At 73.5% G+C, this 24,057-nt stretch carries 23 protein-coding genes, 1 tRNA gene and 1 pseudogene; 16 read left to right on the forward strand and 9 right to left on the reverse strand.

All coding sequences use genetic code 11. From position 1 onward, the window contains the following. Positions 1–32: 32 nt before the first annotated feature. From RM812_RS01710 to mnhG, 12 genes are all read left to right on the forward strand, one after another. Positions 33–935 (forward strand): LysR family transcriptional regulator, encoded by a 903-nt coding sequence (locus RM812_RS01710; protein ID WP_311570550.1) that lies wholly within the window; start codon positions 33–35, stop codon positions 933–935. A gap of 61 nt (positions 936–996) precedes the next feature. Next, positions 997–1,575, forward strand: a complete 579-nt coding sequence (locus RM812_RS01715) for a helix-turn-helix domain-containing protein (RefSeq protein ID WP_311570551.1) — start codon at positions 997–999, stop codon at positions 1,573–1,575. After that, a complete protein-coding gene (locus RM812_RS01720; protein ID WP_311570552.1) occupies positions 1,572–2,105 on the forward strand; it encodes a GNAT family N-acetyltransferase in 534 nt (177 codons plus the stop codon). Before RM812_RS01715 ends, RM812_RS01720 begins: the two co-directional genes overlap by 4 nt. A 30-nt stretch (positions 2,106–2,135) precedes the next feature. After that, the gene (locus RM812_RS01725; RefSeq protein ID WP_311570553.1) at positions 2,136–2,495 is read left to right on the forward strand and encodes an MmcQ/YjbR family DNA-binding protein; all 360 of its coding nucleotides are present in this window, start codon (positions 2,136–2,138) and stop codon (positions 2,493–2,495) included. 161 nt (positions 2,496–2,656) lie between these two features. Then, on the forward strand, positions 2,657–3,988 hold the full coding sequence (locus RM812_RS01730; RefSeq protein ID WP_394816409.1) for an MFS transporter: 1,332 nt from the start codon (positions 2,657–2,659) through the stop codon (positions 3,986–3,988). 100 nt (positions 3,989–4,088) lie between these two features. Then, a tRNA-Pro gene (locus tag RM812_RS01735) sits at positions 4,089–4,162 on the forward strand. A 228-nt stretch (positions 4,163–4,390) separates the two neighbouring features. Further along, positions 4,391–7,306, forward strand: a complete 2,916-nt coding sequence (locus tag RM812_RS01740) for a Na+/H+ antiporter subunit A (RefSeq protein ID WP_311570623.1) — start codon at positions 4,391–4,393, stop codon at positions 7,304–7,306. Continuing rightward, positions 7,303–8,064 (forward strand): Na(+)/H(+) antiporter subunit C, encoded by a 762-nt coding sequence (locus RM812_RS01745; RefSeq protein ID WP_311570554.1) that lies wholly within the window; start codon positions 7,303–7,305, stop codon positions 8,062–8,064. The genes RM812_RS01740 and RM812_RS01745 overlap by 4 nt, the downstream gene beginning before the upstream one ends. After that, positions 8,061–9,704: a Na+/H+ antiporter subunit D gene (locus tag RM812_RS01750; RefSeq protein WP_311570555.1), complete on the forward strand. Its 1,644-nt coding sequence runs from the start codon at positions 8,061–8,063 to the stop codon at positions 9,702–9,704. The genes RM812_RS01745 and RM812_RS01750 overlap by 4 nt, the downstream gene beginning before the upstream one ends. Further along, positions 9,701–10,300 carry a Na+/H+ antiporter subunit E gene (locus RM812_RS01755; protein WP_311570556.1) on the forward strand — a complete coding sequence of 200 codons (600 nt, stop codon included), beginning with the start codon at positions 9,701–9,703 and terminating at the stop codon, positions 10,298–10,300. Before RM812_RS01750 ends, RM812_RS01755 begins: the two co-directional genes overlap by 4 nt. After that, positions 10,297–10,614: a monovalent cation/H+ antiporter complex subunit F gene (locus RM812_RS01760; RefSeq protein WP_311570557.1), complete on the forward strand. Its 318-nt coding sequence runs from the start codon at positions 10,297–10,299 to the stop codon at positions 10,612–10,614. Before RM812_RS01755 ends, RM812_RS01760 begins: the two co-directional genes overlap by 4 nt. Then, positions 10,611–10,976 (forward strand): monovalent cation/H(+) antiporter subunit G, encoded by a 366-nt coding sequence (mnhG, locus tag RM812_RS01765; RefSeq protein WP_311570558.1) that lies wholly within the window; start codon positions 10,611–10,613, stop codon positions 10,974–10,976. The genes RM812_RS01760 and mnhG overlap by 4 nt, the downstream gene beginning before the upstream one ends. An 81-nt stretch (positions 10,977–11,057) precedes the next feature. Here the strand turns inward: mnhG and RM812_RS01770 are convergent, their stop codons facing one another. The 7 genes and pseudogenes from RM812_RS01770 to RM812_RS01800 all read right to left on the reverse strand — a co-directional run bounded on the left by RM812_RS01770 (position 11,058) and on the right by RM812_RS01800 (position 16,535). Then, complete coding sequence (locus RM812_RS01770) at positions 11,058–11,585, reverse strand: NUDIX hydrolase family protein (RefSeq protein WP_311570624.1); 528 nt, start codon at positions 11,583–11,585, stop codon at positions 11,058–11,060. A 79-nt stretch (positions 11,586–11,664) separates the two neighbouring features. Continuing rightward, positions 11,665–12,820 (reverse strand): annotated as a pseudogene (locus tag RM812_RS01775) (amidohydrolase family protein). Between the two features lies 1 nt (position 12,821). Next, a complete protein-coding gene (locus tag RM812_RS01780; protein WP_311570625.1) occupies positions 12,822–14,267 on the reverse strand; it encodes a glutamine synthetase family protein in 1,446 nt (481 codons plus the stop codon). 159 nt (positions 14,268–14,426) lie between these two features. Beyond that, positions 14,427–15,077, reverse strand: coding sequence for an HhH-GDP family DNA glycosylase (locus tag RM812_RS01785; RefSeq protein WP_311570559.1), 651 nt, complete (start codon positions 15,075–15,077; stop codon positions 14,427–14,429). Positions 15,078–15,079: 2 nt separating this feature from the next. Beyond that, a complete protein-coding gene (locus RM812_RS01790; RefSeq protein ID WP_311570560.1) occupies positions 15,080–15,412 on the reverse strand; it encodes a DUF3140 domain-containing protein in 333 nt (110 codons plus the stop codon). Further along, a complete protein-coding gene (locus tag RM812_RS01795) occupies positions 15,358–15,696 on the reverse strand; it encodes a WhiB family transcriptional regulator (RefSeq protein ID WP_394816410.1) in 339 nt (112 codons plus the stop codon). The genes RM812_RS01790 and RM812_RS01795 overlap by 55 nt, the downstream gene beginning before the upstream one ends. Before the next feature lie 29 nt (positions 15,697–15,725). Further along, positions 15,726–16,535, reverse strand: a complete 810-nt coding sequence (locus RM812_RS01800; RefSeq protein ID WP_311570626.1) for an alpha/beta hydrolase — start codon at positions 16,533–16,535, stop codon at positions 15,726–15,728. 161 nt (positions 16,536–16,696) lie between these two features. On the opposite strand from RM812_RS01800, the gene RM812_RS01805 reads away from it, so the two are divergent. From RM812_RS01805 to RM812_RS01820, 4 genes are all read left to right on the forward strand, one after another. Further along, complete coding sequence (locus RM812_RS01805) at positions 16,697–17,884, forward strand: thiolase family protein (RefSeq protein ID WP_311570562.1); 1,188 nt, start codon at positions 16,697–16,699, stop codon at positions 17,882–17,884. Positions 17,885–18,004: 120 nt separating this feature from the next. Then, the gene (locus RM812_RS01810) at positions 18,005–19,525 is read left to right on the forward strand and encodes a long-chain-fatty-acid--CoA ligase (protein ID WP_311570563.1); all 1,521 of its coding nucleotides are present in this window, start codon (positions 18,005–18,007) and stop codon (positions 19,523–19,525) included. A 62-nt stretch (positions 19,526–19,587) separates the two neighbouring features. After that, a complete protein-coding gene (locus RM812_RS01815) occupies positions 19,588–20,361 on the forward strand; it encodes a sulfite exporter TauE/SafE family protein (RefSeq protein ID WP_311570564.1) in 774 nt (257 codons plus the stop codon). Positions 20,362–20,381: 20 nt separating this feature from the next. Next, positions 20,382–21,137, forward strand: coding sequence for a cobalt-precorrin-6A reductase (locus RM812_RS01820; RefSeq protein ID WP_311570565.1), 756 nt, complete (start codon positions 20,382–20,384; stop codon positions 21,135–21,137). On the opposite strand, the gene RM812_RS01825 is transcribed toward RM812_RS01820, so the two are convergent. Further along, positions 21,124–23,196, reverse strand: coding sequence for an MDR family MFS transporter (locus RM812_RS01825; RefSeq protein WP_311570566.1), 2,073 nt, complete (start codon positions 23,194–23,196; stop codon positions 21,124–21,126). The two genes, RM812_RS01820 and RM812_RS01825, sit on opposite strands and share 14 nt — an antisense overlap. Positions 23,197–23,269: 73 nt before the next feature. Beyond that, on the reverse strand, positions 23,270–24,043 hold the full coding sequence (gene cobF, locus RM812_RS01830; protein WP_311570567.1) for a precorrin-6A synthase (deacetylating): 774 nt from the start codon (positions 24,041–24,043) through the stop codon (positions 23,270–23,272). Positions 24,044–24,057: the final 14 nt, after the last annotated feature.

Genomic DNA, 24,057 nt, shown 5'->3' on the forward strand with positions numbered 1-24,057 from the left:
ATATCGGTGTCCGACCTGAGAGAATCGATCCCGTGATCGAAGCGCGGCGGCTGCACATCCTCCGAGCGGTGGCGGACCACCGCACCGTGACGGCCGCGGCCGCCGCGCTGTACCTGACGCCGTCCGCGGTCTCCCAGCAGCTGACCGCCCTGGAGCAGGAGACCGGTCACCGCCTGGTCGACCGTGGCGCCAAGGGCGTACGGCTGACCCCGGCCGGCGAGATCCTGCTCAGCCACACCAACGCCGTCCTCGCCCAGTTGGAGCGCGCCGAGGCGGAACTGGCCGCGTACGGTTCGGGCGCCGCCGGCACCGTCACCGTCGCCTCCTTCGCGACCGGTATCGCCCTGGTCGTCGCGCCCGCGCTGGCCCGCCTCGCCGAGTCGGCGCCCGGCATCCGCATCCGCGTCCAGGACGCCGAGGGTGACGCCAGCCTGCCGATGGTGCTGGACCGGCTGGTCGACGTGGCCGTCGCCGTCGAGTACCGCGGGGCGCCCTCCGCCGACGACCCGCGCCTCACCCACGTCCCCCTGTACGCCGAGCCCTTCGACGCGGTCGTGCCGGTCACCCACCGGCTCGCCGACGTCGACGAGGTGCCGCTCGCCGAGCTGGCCAAGGACCCGTGGATCGGCCCCTACCCGGGCAACCCCTGCCACGACGTGGTGGTCCTGGCCTGCGAGAACGCCGGCTTCCAGCCCAGCCTGGAGCACTCCTCGGACGACTTCCGCGCCGTGGTGTCGCTCGCCGCGGCCGAGGCCGGCGTGGCCCTCGTGCCGCGGTCGGCCCTGCACGGCACGGACCTCACGGGTGTGGTCGTCCGCCCGGTCGACGGGGTCGCGCCCACCCGCCGGGTCTTCGCGGCCGTGCGCCGGGGAGCCGAGGAGCATCCACTGATCCGCCCGGTGCTGGACGCACTCGACGAGGCGGCCCGGGCGTGATGCCTCGGTGTGTGAGGCTTCGGCAACACGGCCGTCTCATGTTCGGGATAACGTCCCGGATGTGAGAGAGACCGATGAGGTTCCCGACCTCGTGGACACCCGGCTCGCCGCCCGTCTGGCCGAGCTGAGGGCCGAACGCGGCTGGTCGCTGGACGAGTTGGCGGAGCGCAGCGGAGTGAGCCGGTCCACGCTGTCCCGGGCCGAGCGGGCGGAGATCAGCCCCACCGCCTCCTTCCTGAACCGCCTGTGCGCGGTCTACGGACGGACCATGTCCCGGTTGCTCAGCGAGGTCGAGGCGCAGCCCGCGCTCCTGGTGCGGGCCGCCGAACAGCCGCTGTGGGAGGACCGGGCCGCCGGGTTCGCGCGACGATCGGTCTCGCCGCCGCACGCCGGGCTGCGCGGCGAACTCGTCGAGGGACGGCTTGCCGCCGGCGCCGACATCGCCTACGACCGGCCGCCCGTGCCCGGCCTGGAGCAGCACATCTGGGTCCTGGACGGAGCCCTGGAGGTGACGGCCCAGGACGTCGGGCACCACCTCGGCACCGGGGACTGCCTGCGGCTGCGGGTGTGGGGGCCGACGAGGTTCCGGTGTGCCGGACCCGGGGACGTGCGCTATGCGCTGGCGGTGGTGCTGCCGTGATCGTGAGCCGCCTCGACGAGGACCGACTGACCGCGCTGCTGGGCGGGCTGGCCGACCTGCTGACCGATACCGTGGCGGGCGGGGCGTCGGTCGGCTTCCTGGCGCCGCTCGACCGCGCGGAGGCCGTCGCCTGGTGGCGGGAGCGGACCGCCGCCGTGGCCGCCGGGCGGCTCGCCGTCTGGGTGGCGCGGGAGGGGGAGCGGGTGGCGGGGACCGTGAGCCTCGCGCTGCCCGACAAACCCAACAGCCGCCACCGCGCCGAGCTGGTCAAACTCATGGTGGCCCGCGAGGCCCGCGGCAGGGGACTGGGCCGCAGGCTCCTGACCGCCGCCGAGGAGGCGGCCGCGGCGGCCGGCATCACCCTGCTCCACCTGGACACCGAGACCGACAGCCCCGCCGAACACCTCTACCGCTCCGCCGGATGGACCCGGGCCGGGACGATCCCCGACTACGCCGCGGACCCGGGCGGGCGGCTGCGGCCGACGACGCTCTACTTCAAGCAGGTCGGCGCCTCGGCGGTCACCGGGTGATTGTCAGTGGGGGCCGCTACGGTGCCTGACATGCCGGACGCAGATGACGTACGCCGTATCGCCCTGTCCCTGCCGGACACGACGGAGAAGACCGCCTGGAGCATGCCCACCTTCCGGGTCGCGGGGAAGATGTTCGCCACGCTGCCCGAGGACGAGACCTCCATCGCGGTGCGCTGCCCGAAGGAGGAGCGCGACGAGCTCGTGCTGGCCGAGCCGGAGAAGTTCTGGATCGCCGGCCACGAGGCCCAGTTCGCCTGGGTGCGGGCCCGCCTCGCCGCCCTGGAGGGCGAGGACGAGCTGCGTGACGTCCTCGCCGACTCCTGGCGGCAGGCGGCTCCGCCCCGGCTGCTGGAGGCCCATCCCCGGCTGGGGTTGCCGGCCGGGGGCTGAAAACCCCTCGGGCACGGTCAGTGCGCCGTGGCATGATCCGCAGACGTGCTCGGCAGCCGGGGCCGGAGGGGGCTCCGGCTGTCGGACGTACGACGTGAGCGGGGGATCGGCAGCGGTGGCACGGGGTGGCCGGCGGGGCCGGCCGGGGAGGGGAGCGCGCAATGACCGGGATGTCGTCGCAGCCCACGCGTGAGGGCGAGGGGACGGCCGGGGCGCCTGCGGCGCGAGCCGTCTGGTCGCGGGACTTCGCGCTGTTCTTCATGGCCCGGGCCATCGCCCGGCTGGGCGACACCATGCTTCCCGTGGCGCTCGCCGCCGGACTGCTCCAGCACGGGTACGGGGCGGGTGCGGTCGGTCTCGCCATGGCGTCGACGGCCGCCGCGTTCGCCGGGCTGGTCGTCTTCGGCGGAGTCGTCGCCGACCGCTTCAGCACCCGCAAGCTGATGATCGGCGCCGACCTGGTGCGGCTGGGCACCCAGGCCCTGGCCGCCGCGCTCTTCTTCTCCGGCCATGTCGTGCTGTGGCAGATCTGCGCGATCGGGTTCGTCAACGGCGTCGCCGGTGCCGTGTTCCAGCCCGGCGTCGCCAGCACCGTCCCCCGGCTCGCCTCCGACATCCAGGGCGCGAACGGCGCGATACGGGTCGCCGAGTCCGCCGCCCAGCTCGCGGGCCCCGCCGTGGCCGGGCTCCTGGTCGGCTTCGCCTCGCCCGGCGGAGTCTTCGCCGCCCATGCCACCACCTACGCCGTCAGCGCCCTGTGCCTGCTGCTGCTCCGGCTCCCCCCGCTCGCGCCGGGCAGTGGGCGGGCAGCCGTCGGCCGGGGGACGAAGGCCTTCCGTGCCGACCTGGTCGAGGGGTGGCGCGAGTTCCGCTCCCGCCAGTGGCTCTGGGGCGTCATAGCCGTCTGGTGTCTCTACATGATCGCCGTCTGGGGGCCCACGGTGCCCCTGGTGGCCACCGAGGTGGTGCGGGAACACGGCCCGCGCGCCTACGGCCTGGTCAACTCCGCCCTGGGCGCCGGCACCGTCGTCGGTGGGCTCCTCGCGCTGCGGCTGCGGCCCCGCCGCATGCTCCGCGCCGGCGCGATCGCGCTCTTCGGCTTCGCCGCCTTCCCCGCGACCGTGGGAGCCGGGCTCGGTCCACCGGCCATGGCGACCGGAGCCGCCGTCGCGGGGGCCGGCATGTCCTTCTGGGGCGTGATGTGGGCGACCAGCGTGCAGACGCAGGTCCCGCAGGACGTGCTCAACCGGATCCACGCCTACGACGTGGCGGGCTCACTGGCGATGATGCCCGTCGGCCAGGCCCTCGCGGGACCGGCGGCCTCGGCCCTCGGCGCCGGCCACGTCCTGCTCGTCGCCGGCGCGACGAGCTTCGTCGTCTGCACCACCCTGCTCCTGATACCCGCGGTACGCGGACTGGTCCGGGTCGACGCCGCGGCGGCCGGCTCGGCCCGGACGGCGGTGCCCGGGCCTTCCCCCGCCCACAAGCGCTGACCGCGGCCCGGGCCTCGAAAACCGGTGCGCGACCACCGGCCCGAGTGCGGTATGGTTTTCCTGCGCGTCCGGCCAGGGAAACCCCAGGTCAGACGGGTAACGGGACGTGGCGCAGCTTGGTAGCGCACTTGACTGGGGGTCAAGGGGTCGCAGGTTCAAATCCTGTCGTCCCGACTGGAGACAGTCGCGGATCGAGGGGCGGTTTCGGAGGAATCCGAAACCGCCCCTCGGTCGTGGACGGGTCCGCGCGGCGGGGAGTTCCCCGGAAGCCGGGTCGGCCCGGGGCCGGTCCGGTGGCGTCGCGGACGCTGCGGCGTGCCTGGACGCCCGGTCGATATGCCCGATATATCACTGACGGGTGTCCTGTCCTCCCGCCGCCCCCGTGCCCTCGCACGGGCCCACGTGACCGCGCTCATCCTCTGCCACTTCGTGCTCGCGCTGTTCGCCGCGCCGCTCGTGAGGTGGTGGGGTACCCGTGCCTTCCTCGTGCTGGCCCTGCCGCCCGCGGCGGCGACCGTCTGGGCGGCCACACGGTGGAGCGCGACGGCCGCGGGCGGCGTCGACACCGCCGAGTGGCACTGGCTACCGGCCTACCACGTGGACTGGGCGCTGCGGCTGGACGCCCTCGCCGAACTCATGGTGCTGCTCGCCGCCGGGGTGGGCACCCTCGTCCTGGTCTACTGCGCCTCGTACTTCGACGACCGGTCGCGGCAGCTGGGCAGGTTCGCCGGGAGTCTGCTGGCCTTCGCCGGGGCCATGCTCGGCCTGGTCCTCGCCGACGACCTCGTCCTGCTCTACGTCTTCTGGGAACTGACGACCGTCTTCTCCTACCTGTTGATCGGCCAGACCAGCGACCACAAGCGGAACCGGCGCAGCGCGCTGCAGGCCCTGACGGTCACCACGCTCGGCGGACTGACCATGCTCGTCGGTTTCCTGATCCTGGGTCACGAGGCGGGCACCTACCGGATCTCGGCGATCCTCGCCGACCCGCCGCCCGCGTCGGCGGCGCTGTCCACGGCGATCGTGCTGATCCTCGTCGGCGCCCTCTCCAAGTCCGCGATCTGGCCGTTCAGTCTGTGGCTGCCCAACGCCATGGCCGCCCCCACCCCGGTCAGCGCCTACCTGCACGCCGCCGCGATGGTCAAGGCCGGCGTCTACCTCATCGCCCGGCTCGCCCCCGCCTTCGCTGAGGTCACGCCCTGGCGGCCGCTCCTGCTCGTCCTGGGCTCCGCGACGATGCTGCTGGGCGGCTGGCGGGCGCTGCGCCTGAACGACCTGAAGCTCGTCCTCGCCCACGGCACCGTCAGCCAGCTCGGCTTCCTCACCGTCCTCACCGGCGCGGGCCGTCACGACACCGGCCTCGCCGCCACCGTCATGATCCTCGGCCACGCCCTGTTCAAGGCCCCGCTCTTCCTGGTCACCGGAATCATCGACCACGCCACCGGAACCCGTGACCTGCGCAGACTCTCCGGGCTCGGGCGCCGGCTGCCCGCCGTGTGCGCCACGGCCTCGGTCGCCGGACTGTCCATGGCAGCCGTACCGCCGCTGCTCGGCTTCACCGCCAAGGAGGCCGCCTTCCAGTCCCTCCTGGAAGGGACCACCGCCGACCGCTGGGCGCTCGCCATGACCGTCGTCGGCTCGGCCCTGACCACCGCCTACACCCTGCGCTTCCTGTGGGGTGCCTTCGCCCGCAAGCCCGGTGTCCCGGACACGGACGCGCACGCCGTCCCGCCGGCCTTCCTCGCGCCGCCCGCCGTGCTGGCCCTGGCCTGCCTCGCCCTGGGACCCGGCGTGTCCTGGCTCCAGGGGCTCCTCGGCACCTACGCCGAGCAGTTCCCCGTACCCGCCCACCCCTATCACCTGGCGCTGTGGCACGGGGCGGGTCTCGCCCTCGGCCTGTCCTGCGCGGCCTGGGCGGGCGGTGTCCTGCTGTTCCTCGCCGCGAGCCCCGTCCGGCGCGTCGGGCAGGTCCTCGCCTGGCGCTCGGCCGACCGGTTCTTCGGACGGCTCCTGCTCGGACTGGAGCGCACCGCCCTGCAGTGCACCGGTTTCGTGCAGTGCGGCTCGCTGTCGGTGTACCTCGTGACGACCATGAGCGTGGTGCTCGCCGGGCAGACCGCCGTCCTCCTCGTGGACGAACCCTGGAGCGGAGTCCCCGCCCCGCGACTGTGGGACCACCCGGCCCAGGCCGGCGTCGCGCTGCTGACCTGTGCCGCCGCCCTGCTGTGCCTGGGCGTGCGGCGCCGGATGAAGGCCGTCGTGCTCGCCGGGCTCACCGGATACGGCACCGCGCTGCTCTTCGTCGTGCAGGGCGCGCCCGACCTCGCGCTGACCCAGTTCTGCGTGGAGACCGTCTCGATGATCGTCTTCGTGCTCGTGCTGCGCCGGATGCCGGTGCACTTCGAGGAGACCTACAGCAGGTGGCGGCGCGCACTGCGGATGCCGGTGGCGCTCGCGGGCGGCGCCGCCGTCGCCGTCGTCGTCTGGATCGCGGCGGGGCACCGCCGAGCCGACAGCGCCGGGGCGGCGATGGTCGAGGAGACCGCCCACCACGGCCTGAAGGACGTCGTCGCGACGATCCTCGTGGACCTGCGGGCCTGGGACACGATGGGGGAGTCCGCGGTGCTCGCCGCCGCCGCGATCGGCGTCACCAGCCTCATCTACCTGCACCGCCGCACCGACAGCGCCGAGCAGCCGGTACTGCCGCTGCCGGGGGACCACCCGCACGCCGGGCTGCGCACCGCCTGGCGTGCCACCTCGTACGAACTGGCGGGCCTGCCCAGCGGCGACGAGGGCGCGCCGGAGCGGACCTGGCTCGCGGCCAGTTCCACCCTCGCCCCCGAGCGCCGCTCCCTCATCCTGGAAGTGGTCGCGCGCCTCATCTTCCACCCCATCCTCCTCCTCTCCGTCTACCTGCTGATGTGCGCGGAGAACCTGCCGGGCGGCGGCTTCGTCGCGGGCCTGACCGCCGGCGTCGCCTTCATCGCCCGCTACCTCGCGGGCGGGCGCCACGAACTCGCCGACGCCGTGCCCTTCAAGCCGGGACTGTTCACCGGCCTCGGGCTGTTCCTGTCCACCGGGGTCGCGCTGTGCGGCCTCGCCGAGGGCACCGTGCTGCACGGCTGGACCTGGCACGGCCACCTGCCCGTGTGGGGCGACGCCCACCTGTCCACCGCCGTCCTCTTCGACTGCGGGGTCTACCTCCTCGTGCTCGGAGTGGTCCTGGACATCGTGCGGGCCCTCGGCGCCCGGATCGACCGGCAGATCGAACGGGCCGCCGCCCAGCGCGCCGCACGCGGGGAGGCGGGCCCCGCATGACCGTCAGCCTCGCCCTCCTGGTGGCCGCCGCCGTCCTCAGCGCCGTCGGCACCACCCTGCTGCTCACCCGGTCCCTGACCCGCATCCTGCTCGGCGCGGTCGTCCTCGGCAACGGCGTCAACCTGCTCGTGCTCGCCTCCACGGGCAGCGCGGGAGAGGCGCCGTTGCTCTACCCGCACGTCATCCGCAACCGGGTCACCGACCCGCTGCCCCAGGCCATCGCCCTCACCGCGATCGTCATCACCCTCGCCACCACCGCCTTCCTCCTCTCCATGGCCTACCGCAGCCACCAGGTCACCGGCTCCGACGAGATCAGCGACGACACCGAGGACCGGCTGGTCGCCCTGCGCGCCGAGTTCCTCGACCGGCGCGGCGAACTGCGGGAGCGCTACCGCGAGGTGCGCGCCGAGCGCGGCACCACCCACGAGCAGCGCGCCCGCTACCGCGCCGCACGCAAGCGGCTGCGCCGGCGGGTCCGCGAGGAGCGCGCCTACCAGGCCCGCGCCAACGACGTCTCCGGGAACCTCTGGAACGACATCCTGGGCGCCGACCCCGAGGACTACCGCGAGGGCCGGGAGCGGGGCTCCACCGACGCGACGGGCCGCCCGGGGCCGGCACCGGCCCGTGTCGCCGGGCCGTCCAACGACCCCGAGGAGTCCGGCCGCGAGCCCGACTCGCACCCCGGCGAGGACTCCGGCCACCCGCCGCCGGACCAGCCCGACGACCCCGCGGGCGCCGGCACGGAAGGAACCACGTGAACGCGCTCGTCCCCCTCCCCGTACTGCTGCCCCTGTGCGTCACGGGCCTGAAGCTGGCCATCGGCCCCCGGCTCCAGCGGTTCCAGCGCTTCGTCAGCCTCGCCGTGCTCGGCGCGGTCCTCGTGCTCTCCGTGATCCTCATGGTGGCCGCCGACCGCCAGGGCCCGCTCAGCGTGAACCTCGGCGACTTCGCGCCCCCGCTCGGCATCACCCTCGTCGCCGACCGGCTCGCCGGCCTGATGCTCACCGTGTCCAGCGCCGTCACCCTGCTCGTCAACCTGTACTCCCTGGGCCAGGGCATGGCCGACCGTGACGACCAGACCCCGGTCGGCGTCTTCCACCCCGCCTACCTCATCCTCGTGGCCGGAGTCTCCTGCACCTTCCTCGCCGGAGACCTCGTCAACCTCTACGTCGGCTTCGAGATCATGCTCGTGGCGAGCTTCGTCCTGCTCACCATCGGCGGCACCGCGACCCGCATCCGGGCCGGGTCGACGTACGTGATCATCTCGCTGTTCTCCTCGGTGCTCTTCCTCGTCGCCATCGCCATGACGTACGCGGTCGCGGGAACCGTCAACTTCGCCCAGCTCGCGGGGCGGTTGCAGGAGATCCCGCTCGGGGTGCGCACCCTGCTGGAGGCCATGCTGCTGACGGTCTTCGCGATCAAGGCGGCGGTGTTCCCGCTCGCGGCCTGGCTGCCCGACTCCTACCCGACCGCCCCGGCACCGGTCACCGCGGTCTTCGCCGGCCTGCTGACCAAGGTCGGCGTGTACTCGATGCTGCGCACCCAGACCCTGCTCTTCCCCGGCCACCGCCTCGGCGACCTGCTGATGCTCGCCGCGCTCGCCTCCATGCTCATCGGCATCCTCGGCGCGGTCGCCCAGACCGACCTGAAGCGGGTGCTGTCCTTCACCCTCATCAGTCACATCGGCTACATGGTCTTCGGGATCGCGCTCGCCGGGCGCGGTTCGATCAGCGGGGCGATCGTGTACGTGGCCCACCACATCACCGTGCAGACCACCCTCTTCCTCGTGGCCGGGCTCGTCGAACGGCGCGGCGGCACCACGGAACTCACCCGCCTCGGCGGCCTGGCGAAGACCGCGCCGCTGCTCGCCGTGCTGTTCTTCGTCCCCGCCATGAACCTCGCGGGCATCCCTCCGCTCTCCGGGTTCATCGGCAAGCTCGGCCTGATGCGGGCGGGCGTCGACAACGGCGGCGGCTGGGCCTGGGTGCTGGTCGCCGCGTCCGCCGCCACCAGCCTGCTCACCCTCTACGTCATGGCGAAGGTGTGGAACCTCGCGTTCTGGCGCGACGCCCCGCCCGGGTCCGAGGGCGAGGGCGTGGTGCTGGAGTCCGCCGAGGACGAACCGGGCGACGACGAGGACGACGAGGCCGAGGGGGCGGCCGGGCCGGGGAGCGGCCTGCCGGTACCGGCGGGCGCCGTGGTCTCCGCCGGCTTCCTGGGACAGTCCATCACCACCACCAAGCGGCTGCCCTGGCCGATGCTGGTGGCGACCGGTGCCGCCGTCGCCCTCGGCCTGCTCTACACCGTGCTCGGCGGCCCCCTCACCACCTTCACCGAGGCCGCCGCCACCGAACTCCTCGCCCGCACCCCCTACGTCGAGGCGGTGCTCGGCCGATGAGCGACCTCTTCCGCGACCGCTCCCCCTACAGTTGGTCCCTGCGCGTCGGCAGCGGCAGACGCGTGCTCGACCTGCCGCTCATCGCCTGGCTCACGGTCATCTGGATCCTGCTGTGGGGCACCCTGTCCTGGGCCAACCTCGTCAACGGCGTCATCGTCGCGGTGTGCCTGTGCCTCGCCTTCCCGCTGCCCGCCGTCGACCTCGGCCTGCGGCTGCGCCCGCTGGGCATCCTGCGGCTCGCGGCCTACCTGCTGTACGACATGTTCTCCTCGAGTGTCCAGGTCACCCGGCAGATCTTCGCCAAGGGCCCCCACCACGCCGCGGTCGTGGCCGTCCCGCTACGGGTGCGCAGCGACCTCATGCTCACGGCCACCGCCGTCGCCGTCTCCAACGTCCCCGGCGGCTCCGTGATCGAGGTGCGCCGGTCGACGGCCACCTTGTTCGTGCACGTCCTCGACGCCGACGACCCCGGCGAGATCGAGAGCGCCCAGCGGTCGGCGTGGCGCATGGAGGAACTCGTCGCCCGCGCCTTCGGCACCGCCGAGGACATCGCCCACGCCGCTCAGCCCGTACCGGAAGGGGATGTCTCGCCGTGACCACCCTGCACACCGTCGAAGAGGCCATGCTGGTCGCCTCGGTCGTGATGATCCTCGTCGCCGGCGCCCTGCTGCTGTACCGCATCTGGTACGGGCCCTCGATGCTGGACCGAGCGGTAGCCCTGGACGTGGCGGCGGCGCTCATCATCGCCGGCATCGGCGTCAAGGCCGCCCACGACGGCGACTCCTTCTACTTCCCGGTGATGCTGGTGCTCGCCTTCCTCGGCTTCACGGGCTCGGTGGGCATCGCCCGGTTCATCGCCGTGCGCGACCGGCCCTCGGTGCGGGCGGACGGCAAGGAGGACCACCGGTGAACGCCTGGGCCGAGGCCGCCGACCTCGCGGGGGCGGTCCTGCTGTTCCTCGGCAGCCTGCAGAGCCTGCTCGGTGTGGTCGGGATGCTCCGCTTCCCCGACGTGCTCTCCCGCAGCCACGCTGCCACCAAGCCGCAGACCCTCGGGATGCTGCTCGTCCTCGTCGGCGTGGCGCTGCGGTTGCGCAACGGCATCGACCTGGGCACCCTCGCGCTCGTCGCCTTCTTCCAGTTCCTCACCAGTCCGGTCGCCTCCCACCTGGTGGCCCGCTCCGCCTACCGCACCGGCCAGACGGGGTCGCGGGGTCTGCTCCGGGACGACCTGGACCCGCAGCTGAGCGACGGGGAGCGGCCCGGGGGGTAGCTCCGGGGAAGCCCCGGCCGGCCGGCGGTACGGCGGCCTGCCCCGGCTTTCCGCGCCGGGGCAGGCCACCCGCCGGGGCCCTCAGATCACGCAGCCCACATGCGCCAGCGCCTGCTTCAGCAGCACCCCGTGCCCACCGGGCATCTCACTCTGCACCGCCGGCGACAGGGCCTCCTGCGGGCTGAACCAGACCAGGTCCAGCGCGTCCTGCCGGGGCCGGCAGTCTCCGGCCACCGGCACCACGTAGGCGAGGGAGACCGCGTGCTGCCGGGGGTCGTGGTACGGCGTGACGCCGTGCGTGGGGAAGTACTCGGCCACCGTGAACGGCTGGAGCGAGGACGGGACCCGGGGCAGCGCCACCGGGCCGAGGTCCTTCTCCAGGTGGCGCAGCAGGGCGTCCCGGACCCGCTCGTGGTGCAGCACCCGGCCGGAGACCAGAGTCCGGCTGACCGTCCCGTCGGGCCCGATGCGCAGGAGCAGGCCGACGCTGGTGACTTCGCCGCTGTCGTCGACGCGCACGGGCACGGCCTCGACGTACAGGATCGGCATGCGGGCGCGCGCCATCTCGAGCTCGTCGCTCGGGAGCCAGCCTGGCGTGGTTTCGGTCATGTCAGACATCGCTTGATCATACTTTCAGCGTCTCGTGCTTCCTGGGCGCCGCTCCGGACTGTGACCGTCCCCACGTCGCTCAGCCGTCGTCCGGCGGGTCGTCGGCAGGGCCGCCGGGCAAGCGGTAGACCCGGCGCGCGTTGTCCCGTCCCGCCCAGCGCGCGATGCGCAGCGCGTCCGGCAGGGCCAGTTCGTCGGCGTCCACCCGCTCCTGGAGCAGTGCGGCCAGCCCCTGCCGGAAGGCCAGCGCCCCGAGGTGGTGGAACTCGGCCACGCCATAGGCGTCGGAGCTGTACAGCAGCTTGCGGAACGGGGTGATCTCCAGCGCCTCGGCGAGGATCGCGGGGGCCCGGGCGGGGCCGACGTGGTGCAGGGTGAGGCCCACGTCGAGGTGGACCCGTTAAGACCGCCGCGAGATAGGCCGCCTGGCGCACGTAGGGCCAGCAGTGCAGCAGCAGGACCGGGATCGTGCCCGCGGTCAGGTGCAGCCAGTCGGTCAGGTGGGTGGGGTCCACACGGTGCATGCGGATGTCGCTGTCGCCGAACCCGGTGTGCAGTTGCAGCGGCAGCCCGAGATCGACGGCGGTCCACAGCAGGTGCCGTACGAGCACCGGGTCGTCGAGTCGGCCGCCGCGGGTGAGCCAGCGCCGGGCGGCGTCGGTGACCTCGTCGGGCGAGGGCCTGGCGGGGTCCAGGTCGAAGCCGGTGCGGTAGGCCGCCACCGACTTGACGCCCACGACGCCCGGCCGCCGCACCGCCTCCCACGCGGCCGTGCGGAACGCCTGAGCGTACGCGTCCGGCTCGACACCCCCCGTCGCCACCGCCTCCGCGACGCCCTCCAGCCGGACCACCTCGTACGCCACCGCGTCCGCCGCCCGTGCCAGTTGGGCCGGCGTGGTCAGACGGTGCGGGGCGTACCCCGTGTCCACGCAGAACACGCCCGTGCGCGCGGCCCGCAGGAACCGCCGGTTCACCTCGGCGCCGCCCAGCTCGCTCCGCCGGGCCAGGTACGCGTCGGCGGAGGCGTGGCGCGGCAGGTCCAGCAGGGGAGCGCAGTGGCGGCGGACGGCGATGCCGACGGGACTGTCGAAGGGGGAGACCCCGGGCCACGCCTCGCCCTCGGTGAGGAGGGACTCGAAGCCTTCCCGGTCGAGGTCGTCGGTGACGGCGCCGTGGCAGTGGTGGTCCACCAGCTCCAGCGCGGCGAGCCGCTCGTGGACGGGTCCGGCCGCCACGTCAGTACTTCCAGCGGTAGGCCGCCGCCACCTGGTCGTCGTCCAGTCCGTCGACCGCCTCGATCTCCCCGCGGCGTACGGCCGTCACCGCGTCGGCGAGGACCGGCCCCAGCGCGGAGCGGAGCACGTCGTCCGCGCGGAACGCCTCGACCGACTCCGCGAGCGAGACCGGCAGCCGGCGCACGCCCCGGGCCGCGGCCTCGTCCGCGTCGAACCGCGCCGGATCGCCGGTGATCTCCGCCGGCAGGGACGCCGCCGACGCGAGCCCGTCCAGCCCGGCGGCGATCACCGAGGCGAGGGCGAGATAGGGGTTGGCGGCCAGGTCGACCGGCTTCACCTCCAGGTTCGCCGCCCGGTCGCGCACCCCGGCGGTGCCGGTGACGATCCGCAGGGCGGCCTCGCGGGTCTCCCGGCCCCAGGCGGTGAACACCCCCGCCCACTGCGAGGGCCTGAGCCGCAGACGGCTGGCCGGGCTCGGCGCGGTCACCGCCGTCAGCGCCGGGAGGCGGCCCAGCACCCCGGCCACGAAGGACTCGGCCCCGGCGGTCATGCCGTACCGGCGCCCACCGCCGGCGTGCAGGTTCCGCCCGTCCCGCCAGGCGGAGAGGTGGAGGTGCCCGCCGTTGCCGACGCCCTGGCCCAGCACCGCCGGGGCGAAGGAGACCCGCATCCCGTGCCGCCGGGCCACCGCCCGGATCGTCTGCCGCACCAGCACGCTGCGGTCGGCCGCCCCGACCGGGTCGAGCGCCCCCACCGAGACCTCGAACTGCCCGGGCGCGTACTCGGGATGGAACTGGTCCACGTCCACGCCCTGCGCCGCGAGCGACGCCAGCAGCTCCGCGGCGCAGTCGCTCAGCTCGACCTGCCGGGTGGCGCCGTACGCGGGTCCCGACACGGCCGGGACGAACGCGCCCTCGGGAGCGTCGTCCCGGCCCAGGATCCACTCGATCTCGATCGCGGCCTTGAAGGTGACGCCGTGCCGCTCGGCGGCCCGCGCCACGATCCGGCGCAGAACGGTGCGCCCGCACGCCGGATGCGGTTCGCCCTCCTGCGTGATCCGGTCGACCGGCGCCCACGCCCAGCCGGGCTGCGCCGCCAGCACGGCCAGCCGGTCGAGGTCGGGGTACAGGCGCAGGTCGCCGTCCGGGGAGCCGAGGACGTCCGTGGTGACGACCGCGTCGTTCGCGAGGAAGGTGTCGAACACCGGCGACATGCCGACGCCCCAGGCCGCCGCGGAGGCGAGCTTCGCGGTGGGTACGGTCTTCACCCGGCCGATGCCGGCGGTGTCGACGTAGGCCAGCACGACACCGTGCACGCCCTGCCCGGACAGCTCACCACTCAGCGCGGTGGCCCGCTCGACCTCGCCGGGACGTCCGCCGGGAACGGGACCGGCGGGAGCGGCCGTACCTGCCGCGGCGGTGCCCGGTCCCGGTAATCCGCCCGGCACGGTGTCGCTCTCGCTCACGTCTCGGCTCCTTCGTGCGTGTGCCGCCCGACGCGCACCATTGTGCCGTCCGGTGATCACGCTGTCCGGGTTTCGCCCGAGGTGCGCACACGGCGGTGCCCCGCAGGGGTGACCGGGCGACCGGCCGCCGGGCCGGGAGGATCACCCCGCGCGGTCGAGGGTGTCCCGGACGATCTCCTTGTCGACCGCCGCGCGCACCAGCGCGGCCGCGAGGACGGCCGGTTCCGTCTTCCCGGCCAGGTCGAGGAGCCGGTCCGGTTCCCCCGGCAGGCCGAGGCGTTCCGCGCCCTTGAGGGCCTTGGGGTCCAGGTAGGGGGCCGCCTCCGGCCACACGCGCTGGGCCTCGCGCAGGAAGATGTCCGCACCGGTCGGGCCCACGCCGGGGAACTCCTGGAGCAGCCGGCGCACTTCGGGGACCTCGCCGTCCGCCTCCTTGCGGAGCCGGCGCAGATCCCCGCCCCACCGCTCGGTCAGCAGCTCGGCCGCCTCGCCGAGCTGGGTGGCGGTGCGCTCGTCGTAGCGCCGGTAGCCGCCCCGGCCCAGCGCGTCCACCCGCTCCTGCCAGTCGGCGTCGGCCATCCGGCGCGGGTCGCGCAGTCCCGCCTCCTGCAGGGCGCGGGCGGTGGCCACGGCGATCGAGCCCTGGATGCGGGCGCTGAGCAGATGGGCGAGGACCAGCAGCCGGTACAGCGGTTGCGGGGTGTCCTTCAGCCGGATGCCCGCCTCCTCCGCGTACGTCTGCCCGTGCGCGTCGACGAGTGCGCGTACGACGCGCCGTTGGTCACGGCTCACGGCTACGGCTTCAGCGGGTCGTGACCGACCGTCATCAGCCGGTGCCTGAGCCGGGTGTCGTCGGACTGGGGCTCGTTCTCCAGGTCGGTCTGTGATGTCACGATGTCCACGACCTTGCGCATCGCGCGGAGGTCGTCCTCCGTCAGGTCCGTGCGGCGCTTCTGCAGGATCGCGAGGACGTGCTGACCGAGCGGCGAGCCGGCGTCGTCGGGCAGTGGCTCGGTCAGCTCGCCGGAGTCGCGTACCCGCAGCCAGTCCGCGAGCTCCGCGGACGTCATGTTCACCACGCGGTGGAAGTCCTCCCACAGCGCGTCGAGTTCGAGGGCGTCGGCCATGAGGTGCCCCTCTTTTCGTCGTGCGTACGTGCGTACTGCGTGGTCGTACGGAGCAGAGCGACGCGCTCCTCCTCGCAGGTGCCTCCCCACACGCCCGACGTCTGCCCCAAGTCCAGGGCGAACGCCAGGCACTGGGCGGTCACCGGGCACCGCGCGCAGACGCGCTTGGCGGCCGCGGTGTCCCGCAGGGCCGGTCCGGCGGTGCCCACCGGGAAGAACAGTTCGGGATCCTCGTCGACGCAGGCGGCGCGGCGCAACCACTCCATGGGGGCGCGGGTGCCCATGGGGCTCCGGGGCAAACGCCCGACGCCGCTCAGTGGGCGAGCGCGCCGTCCAGGAAGCGCGTGACGTCCGCGAACACATCCGCCCGGTTCGTCTCGTTGAAGACCTCGTGCCGGGCGCCCGGGTAGATCCGCTCGGTCAGGCCGCCACCGCTGAGCCGCTCGACGCCGACGCGGCTGCCGTGCAGCGGCACGAGCCGGTCGTCGTCGCCGTGCACCCACAGCAGCGGGAGCCGGCCGACGTGGCCGCCCTCGGCCACGGTCTCCAGGGTCCGTACGAAGGCCTCCAGCGTCGGCCGCTTCATCGGGCCGTGCCACACCAGCGGATCCGCGGCGTACGCGGCGCCGACCGCCGGGTCGCGGGAGAGCGAGGCCGGGCTGATCGGGGTGTCGGGGATCTCCTCCAGGGCGAGCAGCCGGCGCGGCAGCTTCCAGTCGCCGATGACCGGGCCGGACAGCACCAGCGCGATCAGCGTGCCGGGGTGGCGCTGGGCGTAGCGGGAGGCGATCAGGCCGCCCATGGAGTGCCCGACCATGACGACCGGAATGTCGGGGTGGGCGGCGCGGGCGAGGTCCGCCACGCTCCGCAGGTCGGTGACCACGTCCTCGAAGTCCTCGATCAGCACCCGTTCGCCGTCCGACCGGCCGTGCCCCGTGTGGTCGACGCCGTACACGGCCGCGCCGTGCTCCACCAGGACGCCCGCCACCTCCTCGTAGCGGCCGATGTGCTCGCCGTAGCCGTGCACCAGCAGGGCCACGTACCGGGGCCGCTCGGCGGGCCACTCGCGGGCGGTGATCCGCCCCCGTGATCCGGTCAGGACGTGTTCGCGGGTCTCGGCCATGTCTCCTCCGGCTGCGTCGGTGAAGGTCACCGACGGATCTTCCCAGGGAGCCGCCCGGCGGTCTATAGTCCAAAACTAGCAGTGCTAATTAAGGCCCCACGGCATCCACGGACGACGTCGAGATCCATGGATGCCGAGCGACCACGGTCAGGAGTCCCCTCGTGCGTCCCGTCCACTTCGCGGCCGCCCGCCGCACCCCGATCGGCAAGCTGCGCGGCGCCCTGTCCGGCGTGCGGCCCGACGACCTCGCCGCGACCGTGATCCGGGGCCTGGTCGCCGACGTGCCCGCGCTCGACCCCGCCCGCGTCGACGACGTGTACTGGGGTGCCGCGAACCAGGCGGGCGAGGACAACCGCAACGTGGCCCGCATGGCCGCCCTGCTCGCCGGCCTGCCCGAGTCCGTGCCCGGTGCCACGGTGAACCGGCTGTGCGCCTCCGGCCTGGAGGCCGTCACCACCGCGGCACGCACCATCGCCGCCGGCGAGGCCGACGTGGTGCTCGCGGGCGGTTCGGAGTCGATGAGCCGCGCCCCCTTCGTACTGCCCCGCCCCGACGAGGCCCTGCCGCACCGCATCGAGACCGCCGACACCCGGCTCGGCTGGCGCCTGGTCAACCCGGCGATGAAGGACCTGCACGGGCTGCTGGCCATGGGCGAGACGGCCGAGGAGGTCGCCGACCGGTACGGCATCGCGCGCGAACGCCAGGACGAGTTCGCCCTGCGCAGCCACCGCCTGGCCTCCGAGGCCAGGAAGAACGGCCACTTCGACGACGAGCTGCTGCCCGTCGAGCGCCCCGACGGTGTGGTCGTCGACACCGACGAGTGCGTCCGCGAGGACACCTCCGTCGAGAAGCTGGCCCGCCTGAGGCCGGTCTTCCGCCCCGGCGGCACGGTCACCGCGGGCAACGCCTCCCCGATGAACGACGGCGCCGCCGGACTCCTGCTGGTCAGCGAGGAGGCCCTCAACGACCTCGGACTGGAATCGCTCGGCCGCTACGTCGCCGGCGGCTCGGCCGGTGTCCACCCCGACGTCATGGGCATCGGCCCGGTCCCCGCCACCCAGAAGGTCCTCGCCCGCGCCGGCTGGAGCATCGAGGACGTCGCGGAGGCCGAGTTCAACGAGGCGTTCGCCGCCCAGGCCCTCGCCTGCGTGGACCAGCTCGGCATCGATCCCGGCCTGGTCAACCCCTACGGCGGCGCCATCGCGCTGGGCCACCCGCTCGGCTGCTCCGGCGCCCGCATCCTCACCACCCTGCTCCACCGCATGCGGCGCACCGGAGCCGCCCGCGGACTCGCCACCATGTGCGTCGGCGTGGGGCAGGGCAGCGCGGTGCTCGTCGAGCGGCACTAGGGCCTGCCTGACGCCGCGAGGCCGCCCTCCGGGCGACGACGGGAATTGTCAGACAGTTCCTGGCGCCGTACCCCACCCATCCCTCTGCAGAGCCGCAGCAAGGAAACGGAGCAACACCCCATGGCAACCCTCTCCGTCGCCGCCATCCTCGCCGAGAACGCCCGGCGCCGCCCCGACAAGGAGGCGCTGGTCGAGGGCGACCTGCGGCTCACCTTCGCCGAGGTGTGGCAGCGGGCCCGGGCCCGGGCCGGGGCACTCACCGGCCTCGGCGTCCGGCCGGGGGACCGGGTCGCGCTGATGGCGCCGAACACCGCCGACTTCCCGCAGGCGTACTACGCGATCGCCGCGACCGGGGGTGTCGTCGTCCCGGTCCACCTGCTGCTGTCCCCGGCGGAGGTCGGACACGTCCTGCGCGACAGCGGCGCGACGCTGCTGCTGTGCCACCCGGCGCAGGCGGAGACCGCGGCGGCCGCCGCGCGGGAGACGGGCGTACGGATGATCACGCTCGGCGACGAGTTCGACAAGCTCGCCGCGGACGCGGACCCGCTGCCCTCGTACGTCACCCGCGACGCCGACGACCCGGCCGTGGTCTTCTACACCAGCGGCACCACCGGCGTCCCCAAGGGGGCCGTGCTCAGCCACTTCAACCTGGTGATGAACGCGACCGTCAACGCCTTCGACGCCAACGACATCCGGCCCGACGACGTCGCGCTGGGCGCGCTGCCGCTGTTCCACGCCTTCGGGCAGACCGTCTCCCTGAACTCCACCTGGCGGGCCGGGGCGACGCTCGTCCTGCTGCCGCGCTTCGACGCGGCCCGCGCGATCGAGCTGATGGTGAAGGAGAAGGTCAACACCTTCCACGGGGTGCCGACCATGTTCGTCGCCCTCGCCGCCGCGGCGGCCGACGCCGACGCCCTGCCGGAGCTGCGGGTGTGCGTCTCCGGCGGAGCCTCGCTGCCCGTCGCCGTGCTGGAGCGGTTCGAGGAGGCCTTCGGCGCGAAGATCTACGAGGGGTACGGACTGTCGGAGACCTCTCCGGCGGCGGCCGTCAACCAGCCGGTGTTCGGTGCCCGGCCCGGCACCATCGGCCACCCGCTGTGGGGCGTGGACGTGGAGATCGCCCGCGCGGAGGTCGAGGAGCGCGTCGAGCTGCTGCCACCCGGCGAGCTCGGTGAGGTCGTCGTGCGCGGCCACAACGTCTTCTCCGGCTACCTCGGCCGCCCCGAGGCCACCGCCGAGGCGCTCGTCGACGGCTGGTTCCGCACCGGCGACCTCGGCACCAAGGACAACGAGGGGTTCCTCAGGATCGTCGACCGGAAGAAGGACGTCATCATCCGGGGCGGCTACAACGTCTATCCGCGCGAGGTCGAGGAGGTCCTGGTGCGCCACCCCGGCATCGCACAGGTCGCCGTCATCGGCCTCCCCGACGAACTGCACGGCGAGGAGGTGTGCGCCGTCGTCGTCCCCGCCGCGGACAGCGCGCCGGACGCCGCCGCGATCACCGAGTGGTCCCAGCAGTACCTCGGCAGGTACAAGTACCCGCGCCGCGTGGAGTTCGCGGACGAACTGCCGCTGGGACCGAGCATGAAGGTGCTGAAGCGGGAACTGCGGGTGCGGTACGCCGCCCGCCCGGGCGCATAAGGATCATCTGGCAAGACGCTGCTTACGGCCACGGTCGGGTGCGCATAGCATCGGTGCCCGCAATGGACACCATGACGCTCTGGCACCTCACCGGCTGGGAATTCGCCGCCCTCGCCTTCGCCGCCTTCCTCGTCGGCTTCTCCAAGACCGCCGTGAGCGGGGCCAACACCGTCAGCCTCGCGATCTTCGCGGCGGTCCTGCCCGCCCGCGCCTCCACCGGCATCCTGCTGCCGGTCCTGATCGCCGGTGACCTCCTCGCCGTCCTCACCTACCGGCGCCACGCGCACTGGCCCACGCTGTGGCGGCTGTTCCCGGCGGTGGGGGTCGGCGTGGTCGCGGGCACCGTGTTCCTGGTGTGGGCGAACGACGCGGTCGTACGGACGTCGATCGGCGTGATCCTGCTGGTCATGGCCGGGGTGACGGTGTGGCGCCGACGGCAGGCGGACGCGGCCGGGCAGCCGGACGAGATCACCTCACGATCCGGCCGGGTGAAGGCCCGCTCGTACGGTGTCCTGGGCGGCTTCACCACCATGGTCGCCAACGCGGGCGGCCCGGTGATGTCGATGTACCTGCTCTCGGCGGGCTTCCGCAAGCTCGGCTTCCTGGGTACGTCGGCGTTCTTCTTCCTGATCGTCAACGTCTCCAAGCTGCCGTTCAGCGCCGGCCTCGGCCTGATCGACGGCCGCTCGCTGCTGCTCGACGCCGCGCTCGTGGTGTTCGTGGTGCCCGGCGCGTTCCTCGGCAAGTGGGCTGTGCGCAGGATCAACCAGCGGCTGTTCGAGCGGCTGGTGATCGCGGCGACGGTGGTCGGGGGCCTCCAGCTGCTGCTGCGCTGACGGGCCGTACCCTCGGCGTCATGTCCCCGCACGTGCTGATCCTCGGCGGCACCACCGAGGCCCGCCGACTGGCCGCCGACCTGGCGGCGCGCCCCGGCCTCAGGGTGACCACCTCGCTCGCCGGCCGCGTGACCCGTCCGGGGTCCCTGGCCGGCGAGGTACGGATCGGCGGCTTCGGCGGCGCCGAGGGGCTGGCGGCCTGGCTGCGCGACCAGGATGTGGACGCCCTGGTCGACGCCACGCACCCCTTCGCCGCCACGATCACGGCGAACGCGGCACGAGCCGCCGCGATCACGGAAACCCCCGCGGTGATCCTGCGCCGCCCGGGCTGGCAGGCCGGCTCCGGCGACCACTGGCACCCGGTCGGGTCCCTCGCCGAGGCGGCGGACCTGCTGCCGGACCTCGGCCGCCGCGTGTTCCTGACCACCGGCCGCCTGGGCCTGGCGGCCTTCGCGCACCTGACGGGCCTCCACTTCCTCGCCCGCTCGGTGGAGCCGCCCGAGCCGCCCCTCCCACCGGACACCCGGGTCCTGCTGGCGCGGGGCCCGTTCACGGTGGCCGACGAGACGGCTCTCCTGCGCGAGCACCGCATCGACGTCCTGGTGACGAAGGACAGCGGGGGAGCGGCCACCGCGGCCAAGCTCACCGCGGCCGGGGCGCTGGACCTGCCCGTGGTGATGGTCCGCAGGCCCCCGCCGCCGGCGGGGGTGCCCGTGGAGCCCGACGTGCCGGCGGTACTGGAGCGGCTTGAGCGGCTGGGCCTCAGCCGGTCGTGACCGGCTGCCGCACGCGATCGGGCAGGCCGCTGCTCAGGTCCTCGACCAGCAGGCGCTTGGCGATGGAGTCGACGGCGGCGCGCAGCTCCGTGTCCGAGGGACGGCCGATGTCCTGCTCCACCCGGTCCTCCAGCCAGGCGGCCCAGGCCCGGCCGATGACCAGGGCCTCACGGGCGCCCGCGTCGGTGTGGGTGAGCAGGGAGCCGTGGCGGGTCAGGAAGCCCTCCTCGACCATGCGGTCGAAGACCGGCAGCAGCACCTCCGGCGGCAGTCTGCGGCGGGCGGCGATGAGGCCGAGGCTGGCGTGCCCGACCAGCCGCGTGAACAGCTCGACCTGCATGACGGCCCAGGCGCCGGCGACATCGAGCCGGGTGTCGCTGTCCGCGATGATCCGGCGGGCGGTGTCCAGCTCCGTACGGCCGATGATCTTCCCGACGGCGGTCTCCAGCGTCCGCCTGCTGCTGGCGTCGTGCGGTGAGGCGAACCCCTCACCCATGTCGGTGGAGCCCGCGCGGGCGCTGTCGCGCAGCTGGACCTGTTTGAGGAACAGGGCGACCAGGAAACCGAGCGCCGCGACCGGCACCGTCCACAGGAACACGGTCTGGATGGTGTCCGCGTACGCGCCGATGATCGGCGCCGACGCGTCCGGCGGCAGCCGGTGCAGGCCCTCGGGACGGGTCGCCGCCCCGCCGATCACGGCCGGATCGGCGGCGCCGGTCCTCGTCGCGGCGGCGATGCCGTCCCGCAGGTTGGGGCCGAGGGCGCCCGCGTAGATCGTGCCGAACACGGCGGTGCCGAAGGAACTGCCCAGCGTGCGGAAGAAGGTGACGCCGGAGGTCGCGGTGCCGAGGTCGGCGTAGTCGACGGTGTTCTGCACGGCGATGGTCAGCACCTGCATGGACAGGCCGATGCCCGAACCCAGCACGAACATGTACAGCGACTCCAGCCAGGCGCCGGTCGACGGCCCCATGAGGGACATCAGGTACAGGCCGGCCCCCATCACCAGGGTGCCCACGATCGGGAACAGCCGGTACCGCCCCGTCCTGCTGACCACGCTCCCACTGAAGACCGAGGCGATCAGCAGGCCGGCCACCATCGGCAGCGTCCGGACGCCGGAGACGGTGGCCGAGTCGCCGTCGACGTACTGCAGGTACGTCGGCAGGTAGGTCAGCGCACCGAGCATCGCGAAGCCGACGATGAAGCTGAGGACCGAGCAGACCGTGAACACCGGGTTGGTGAACAGCCGCATCGGCAGCATCGGTTCGGCCGCCCGGCTCTCCACCCAGCAGAACAGGCCGAGCGCGATCAGCCCGCCGGCGAACAGGCCGATGATGACGCCCGAACCCCAGGTGTACTCGTTGCCGCCCCAGCTCGTCGCCAGGATCAGCGCGCCGGCGCCCAGCGCGACCAGCGCGATGCCCAGGTAGTCGACGACGGGGCGGGCGGCCGACTTCACCACCGGGATGGTGCGGGCGGCGGCGATCACGACGACGATCGCGATGGGCACGTTGACGTAGAACGCCCAGCGCCAGGACAGGTGATCGGTGAACAGCCCGCCCAGCAGCGGTCCGATGACCGTCGCCACCCCGAACACCGCGCCGATGGCGCCCTGGTACTTGCCGCGCTCCCGCAGGGGGATGACGTCCGCGATCAAGGCCATCGACGTGACCATCAGGCCGCCCGCGCCGATGCCCTGCATCGCCCGCCAGGCGATCAGCAGCGGCATGCTCGTGGCCAGCCCGCACAGGAACGAACCCGTGATGAACACGATCGCCGAGATCTGGAAGACCACCTTGCGGCCGAACAGGTCGCCGAACTTGCCGACCAGCACCGTCGCCACGGTCTCCGCGAGGAGGTACGAGGTCACCACCCACGACATGTGCGCGGCGCCGCCCAGGTCCGACACGATCGTCGGCAGCGCGGTGCCGACGATCGTCTGGTCCAGGGCCGCCAGGAGCATCCCGAGCATGATCGTGACGAAGACGACGTTGCGGCGACGCTTGTCCAGCACGGGCGGTTGGGCGGCGGCGGTCCGTGGCGTTTCCTCGACGGCTGTCACCTGGTCACGATCACACCGGTGCACCGGCCACGCATGCGGGAACGGTCCGCCCGGGTGCCGCCCGCCGGCCGGACTACCGGTCCTTCGGGTTGCGCCGCAGCAGGTACGTGTCCATGATCCAGCCCTTGCGCTCCCGGGCCTCGGCGCGCAGCCGCTCGATGCGGGGTGCGGCTTCGGCGATCGGGCCGGAGGCGAGGATCTCGTCCGGGGTGCCCAGGTAGGCGCCCCAGTAGATGTCGATGTCCTGGTCCGCGTACCGCCGGAAGGCCTGGTGGGCGTCGAGCATGACCACGACGTCGTCCACGCCCTCGGGGAAGCCCTCCGCGAGCCGCCGCCCGGTGGTGATCTGCACGGGCCGCGCGACCCGGTTCAGCCCGGTCCGGTGCCGGGCGACGAGCGAGGAGACGCTGCTGATGCCGGGCACGACGTCGAAGTCGAACGCCACCTCACCGCGCTCCAGGATCTCCTCCAGGATGCCCAGCGTGCTGTCGTACAGCGCAGGGTCTCCCCACACCAGGAACGCGCCGCTCTCGTCCTCGCCCAGCTCCTCGGCGATCATCCGCTCGTAGATCCCGGCGCGGGCACTGCGCCAGTCCCCGACGGCGGGGGAGTACGCCGCCCCGCCCGCGCTCCGGTCCCGCTCGGGGTCGCGGGCCTCGACGACCCGGTACGTCCCCTCCGGCAGGTGCGTCTCCAGCATGTCCCGGCGCAGGCGCACCAGGTCGGCCTTCGCCTCGCCCTTGTCCAGGACGAAGAACACGTCCGTGCTCCGCAGCGCCCTGACCGCCTGCAGGGTGAGCTGGTCGGGGTCGCCCGCGCCGATACCGATCACATGAATCTTCCGCACGCCACGAGTCTGCC

Origin of the sequence: Streptomyces lancefieldiae, from assembly GCF_031845825.1 — a bacterium.
GTDB lineage: Bacteria > Actinomycetota > Actinomycetes > Streptomycetales > Streptomycetaceae > Streptomyces > Streptomyces lancefieldiae.

Excerpts from the sequence above, each read along its gene's own strand:
- RM812_RS01725 (WP_311570553.1), top strand. The coding sequence starts at position 2,136 with ATGCCGGACGCAGATGACGTACGCCGTATCGCCCTGTCCCTGCCGGAC.
- RM812_RS01730 (WP_394816409.1), top strand. The coding sequence starts at position 2,657 with ATGACCGGGATGTCGTCGCAGCCCACGCGTGAGGGCGAGGGGACGGCC.
- RM812_RS01745 (WP_311570554.1), top strand. The coding sequence starts at position 7,303 with ATGACCGTCAGCCTCGCCCTCCTGGTGGCCGCCGCCGTCCTCAGCGCC.
- RM812_RS01755 (WP_311570556.1), top strand. The coding sequence starts at position 9,701 with ATGAGCGACCTCTTCCGCGACCGCTCCCCCTACAGTTGGTCCCTGCGC.
- RM812_RS01770 (WP_311570624.1), bottom strand. The coding sequence starts at position 11,585 with ATGACCGAAACCACGCCAGGCTGGCTCCCGAGCGACGAGCTCGAGATG.
- RM812_RS01790 (WP_311570560.1), bottom strand. The coding sequence starts at position 15,412 with ATGGCCGACGCCCTCGAACTCGACGCGCTGTGGGAGGACTTCCACCGC.
- RM812_RS01795 (WP_394816410.1), bottom strand. The coding sequence starts at position 15,696 with ATGGGCACCCGCGCCCCCATGGAGTGGTTGCGCCGCGCCGCCTGCGTC.
- RM812_RS01800 (WP_311570626.1), bottom strand. The coding sequence starts at position 16,535 with ATGGCCGAGACCCGCGAACACGTCCTGACCGGATCACGGGGGCGGATC.
- RM812_RS01810 (WP_311570563.1), top strand. The coding sequence starts at position 18,005 with ATGGCAACCCTCTCCGTCGCCGCCATCCTCGCCGAGAACGCCCGGCGC.
- RM812_RS01815 (WP_311570564.1), top strand. The coding sequence starts at position 19,588 with ATGGACACCATGACGCTCTGGCACCTCACCGGCTGGGAATTCGCCGCC.
- RM812_RS01820 (WP_311570565.1), top strand. The coding sequence starts at position 20,382 with ATGTCCCCGCACGTGCTGATCCTCGGCGGCACCACCGAGGCCCGCCGA.